General features: G+C 66.9%; 4 protein-coding genes. All 4 read right to left on the bottom strand.

The window, feature by feature from the left end:
* Window positions 1–363: ATP-binding cassette domain-containing protein (locus V6M56_RS08960; RefSeq protein ID WP_332682998.1), on the bottom strand; the 363-nt coding region annotated here is incomplete at its 3' end.
* Between the two features lie 161 nt (window positions 364–524).
* On the bottom strand, window positions 525–1,442 hold the full coding sequence (locus V6M56_RS08955; protein ID WP_332682996.1) for an ABC transporter permease: 918 nt from the start codon (window positions 1,440–1,442) through the stop codon (window positions 525–527).
* Window positions 1,439–2,380: an ABC transporter permease gene (locus V6M56_RS08950; RefSeq protein WP_332682994.1), complete on the bottom strand. Its 942-nt coding sequence runs from the start codon at window positions 2,378–2,380 to the stop codon at window positions 1,439–1,441. The genes V6M56_RS08955 and V6M56_RS08950 overlap by 4 nt, the downstream gene beginning before the upstream one ends.
* Before the next feature lie 117 nt (window positions 2,381–2,497).
* A partial coding sequence (locus V6M56_RS08945) for an ABC transporter substrate-binding protein (RefSeq protein ID WP_332682992.1) occupies window positions 2,498–3,180 on the bottom strand: 683 nt, incomplete at its 5' end.

The raw sequence follows: 3,180 nt of genomic DNA, 5'->3' as shown, positions 1-3,180 counted from the left end.
GTTCTGGTGCAGCCGCAGCGTCTCGCCGATCTGCCGGCCGACGGTCAGCACCGGGTTCAGGCTGGTCATCGGCTCCTGGAAGATCATCGAGATCTCGTTGCCGCGGATCTGGCGCATCTCGGCATCGGAGCATTCGAGCAGGTTGCGGCCCTGGAAGCGGATCGCGCCCGCCAATTTGCCGGGCGGCTCCGGGATCAGCCGCAGGATCGACATGGCGGTGACGGACTTGCCGCAACCGGACTCGCCGACCACGGCAAGCGTCTGCCCGGCCTCGATGGAGAAGGAGACGCCGTCGACGGCGCGGTTGATGCCGTCCGGCGTGCGGAAATGGGTCTGGAGCTGGTCGATCTCGAGCAGGGCCATTCAGGGTCGCTCCAAGCTGTGAGCCCTCATCCTGAGGAGCAGGGCGCGAGCCCTGCGTCTCGAAGGATGTTCCAGCGCACATGCGGTCATCCTTCGAGACGCCGCTTCGCGGCTCCTCAGGATGAGGGCTGAGAGAGAGAGGGTGAGCAGGATCAGCGTCATCACATGTTCTTCGCCATGCGCGGGTCGAGCGCATCGCGCAGGCCGTCGCCGAGCATGTTCACTGCGAGCACCGTCAGCGACAGGAAGATCGCCGGGAACAGGATGATATGCGGCTTGACCTGCCAGAGGGCGCGGCCCTCGGCCATGATGTTGCCCCAGGAGGGCGTCGCCGGCGGCACGCCGGCACCGATGAAGGACAGGATGGCCTCGACGATCATCGCGCTGGCGCAGATATAGGTCGCCTGCACGCTCATCGGCGCCATGGTGTTTGGCAGGATGTGGCGGAAGACGATCATCGGCGTGCGGGTGCCGGCCGCGATCGCCGCATCGACATAGGGCTGCTCGCGCAGGGAGAGCACGACGCCGCGCACCAGCCGGGCGACGCGCGGGATCTCGGCGATGGTGATGGCGATGATGACGTTCTGCACCGAGCCGCGGGTCAGCGCCATCAGGGCGATGGCGAGCAGGATCGGCGGGATCGACATCATGCCGTCGATGACGCGCATGATGATGCCGTCCGACCAGCGCACGAAGCCGGAGAACAGGCCGATGACCAGCCCGGCGATCGAGGACAGGATCGCGACGCTGAAGCCGACCAGCAGCGAGACCCGCGCGCCATACATGACGCGCGAATAGATGTCGCGCCCCAGCATGTCGGTGCCGAACCAGTAGAGCTCGGAAGGCACGCGGGTGCGCCGCGACGTCGCGATCGTCGTCGGATCGACCGTCCAGAGCAGCGGCGCGAAGACCGCGATGAACAGCATCACCAGCAGCAGGATGCCGCCGATCGCGATCGAGGGATTCTTGCGCATGAAGCCGGTGAAGCCGGTCAGCGGCTTCCTGGCCTTCAGCACGTCGGGCAGTTCGGGGGCGACCGCAAGGTCGCCCGGAACCGGGGCGGGATGCTGCACGGTCAATAGCGTATCCTCGGGTCGACGAGGGTGTAGATCAGGTCGATGACCAGGTTCACCAGCACGTAAACGAAGGAGAAGATCAGCACGACGCCCTGGATGACGGGGTAGTCGCGGCGCAGGATGGCATCGAGCGTCAGCCGCCCGAGGCCGGGAATGGCGAAGACGCTCTCGGTCACCACCGCCCCGCCAATCAGCAATGCGACGCCGATGCCGATGATGGTGATGATCGGCACCGCGGCGTTCTTCAGCGCGTGCAGGAAGAGGATGCTGTTCTGGGCCACGCCCTTGGAGCGGGCAGTGCGGATATAGTCCTGCTGCAGCACGTCGAGCATGGTGGCGCGGGTGATGCGGGCGATCAGCGCGACATAGACCATGCCCAGCGTGATCGAGGGCAGGATCAGGTTCTGGAACCAGGGCCAGAGCCCCTGCGAGATCGGCGTGTAGCCCTGGACCGGCACCCAGTCGAGCTTGAGCGCGAAGGTGTAGGCGAGCAGGTAGCCGACGACGAAGACCGGCACCGAGAAGCCGAAGACGGCGAAGGCCACGACCGCGCGGTCGATCCAGGTGCCGGCCTTCCAGGCGGCGACGACGCCGAGCGGCACGGCGACCGTGACGGCCAGGATCAGCGTCAGCACCATCAGCGAGAGCGTCGGCTCGATGCGCTGGGCGATGAGCTGCGTCACCGGCAGCGAGGTGAAGATCGAGGTGCCGAGATCGCCCTGCAGCACCCGGAAGAACCATTCGCCGAAGCGCACGAGATAGGGCCGGTCGAGCCCGAGACTGGCGCGGATGCGCTCGACATCGGCGGGCGAGGCCTGGTCGCCGGCGATGATCGCCGCGGGGTCGCCGGGCGCGACGTAGAGCAATGAGAAGACGAACAGCGCCACGAAGGCCATGACGGGTATCGTCGTGATGATGCGTCGGACGATGAAAGCGAGCATCCGCTGCCTTTTGATGGAGGGCGGGCGCCGGGCCGGTTCGGACTGGAACAATCCGAAACGGCCCGGCGGGCGTGCTTGGAGGCCGGCGCCCGGTCCCGGGCGCCGGCCTTGCTCATGTCAGGCCTTGGCGACGTTCCAGAAGAACGGCAGCGGCCCGCTGACCACTCCCGTGACGTTCTTCCGCCAGGCCTGGTAGCCGAGATAGAAGCCGGTCGGCGCATAGACGACGTTCTCGACGGCGGCCTTGTTCAGGCGGGCCATCGCGGCCTTCTCCTCGGCGATGTTCTTGGCGGCGAACCAGTTATTGACCTCGGTCTCGACCGCCGGCACGTCCGGCCAGCCGAACCAGGCCTTGTCGCCATTCGCCCGGATCGCCGTATAGGAGGCCGGGTTGATGCAGTCCGCCCCGGCATGCCAGGTGTGGAACATGCTCCAGCCGCCCTGCCCCGGCGCGGTCTTCTGGGCGCGGCGCGCCCCGACCGTGCCCCAGTCGGTGGCGACGAACTCGACCGTCATGCCGATGCTCTTCAGGAGCTCGGCCGTGACGTCGCCCATCGACTTGGTGGCGGACATGTCCTGCGCCACCACGCAGATCACCGGCTCGCCCTTGTAGCCGGCCTCGGCCAGCAGCTTCTTGGCGGCGGCGACGTTCTTCATCTTCAGCATTTCGCCGCCCTCTTCGGTGTAGAGCGGCGTGCCGGGGGTGAAGAAGCCGGGCAGCGGCTTCCAGAGCTTGTCGTCGTCGCCGACGATCGAGCGCATGTAGTCTTCCTGGTTCATCGCCGTCAGCACCGCCTGGC

The organism is Allobosea sp. (assembly GCF_036675845.1).
Classification (GTDB): Bacteria; Pseudomonadota; Alphaproteobacteria; order Rhizobiales; family Beijerinckiaceae; genus Allobosea.
This window is presented reverse-complemented; position numbering and strand designations above follow the sequence as displayed.